The following is a 689-nucleotide window of genomic DNA, read 5'->3' on the forward strand; positions in this document are numbered from 1 at the left end:
GAAAATCCGCCTCAGTGAGTAGCAAATTACAGAGGCGGTTTTTCTATGTGCATTTTACTTTTTGTTCTTAAAAATGAACGTCAGCAATGCCAGTATAAACATACCAAAAATCATAAGATCTTGGAAGGTGTAATATACCATAGACATCACCTCCATTCCAACGGAATTTCGGCAACGCCACCCTGCAACACGGTTGTCCTTATTATTGTATCATGTAAACAAATTTTTGACAAGGAAGAAAAGACTTAGTAATAATTTTATCAAATATTTGTGAATGAGATTGATCCATTACGTTAGGAGAGATTGATATGTTCATTAAAGATGGTATCGCTTATGCTGGTGATGCAAGCCCTGCTTTAAAGATATGTGGTGTGCGACCTTTAGCTGATTGGAAATTATGGGTAAGATTCAATACCGGTGAAGCTAAAATCTACGATTTTAAGCCTATACTCAATTATCCTGCCTTTAAGCCTCTGCTTGATGAAGAGCTTTTTAAATAGGTGTATATTGATTATGGAATTGTTGTATGGAACGATGGTGATATTGATATTGCACCAGAGGAGCTTTACAAAAATGGCGTTGATTCAAGAAAAAGTGCATAGATGATTTTTGTTTTTCTATGTTTGGATTACTGTATTGCAAAAATATTTGGATGTGTTATAATAAAAGTAGAAAGACAACCGCCCATA

2 protein-coding genes are annotated in these 689 nt (G+C 35.0%); one reads left to right on the plus strand and one right to left on the minus strand.

The window, feature by feature from the left end; genetic code table 11:
• Window positions 1-54 precede the first annotated feature (54 nt).
• On the minus strand, window positions 55-156 hold the full coding sequence (locus tag BN587_RS12155) for a putative holin-like toxin (RefSeq protein WP_363316993.1): 102 nt from the start codon (window positions 154-156) through the stop codon (window positions 55-57).
• A 152-nt stretch (window positions 157-308) separates the two neighbouring features.
• Between BN587_RS12155 and BN587_RS00025 the strand changes: the two genes are divergently transcribed.
• Complete coding sequence (locus BN587_RS00025; protein WP_021719134.1) at window positions 309-500, plus strand: DUF2442 domain-containing protein; 192 nt, start codon at window positions 309-311, stop codon at window positions 498-500.
• The last annotated feature ends 189 nt before the right edge of the window (window positions 501-689 follow it).

It is taken from the genome of Phascolarctobacterium succinatutens CAG:287 (assembly GCF_000434895.1).
Classification (GTDB): domain Bacteria; phylum Bacillota; class Negativicutes; order Acidaminococcales; family Acidaminococcaceae; genus Phascolarctobacterium_A; species Phascolarctobacterium_A succinatutens_A.

What these genes read in the sequence shown, in the direction of transcription:
- BN587_RS12155 (WP_363316993.1), bottom strand. Translation starts at nt 156, where the DNA reads ATGGAGGTGATGTCTATGGTATATTACACCTTCCAAGATCTTATGATT.
- BN587_RS00025 (WP_021719134.1), top strand. Translation starts at nt 309, where the DNA reads ATGTTCATTAAAGATGGTATCGCTTATGCTGGTGATGCAAGCCCTGCT.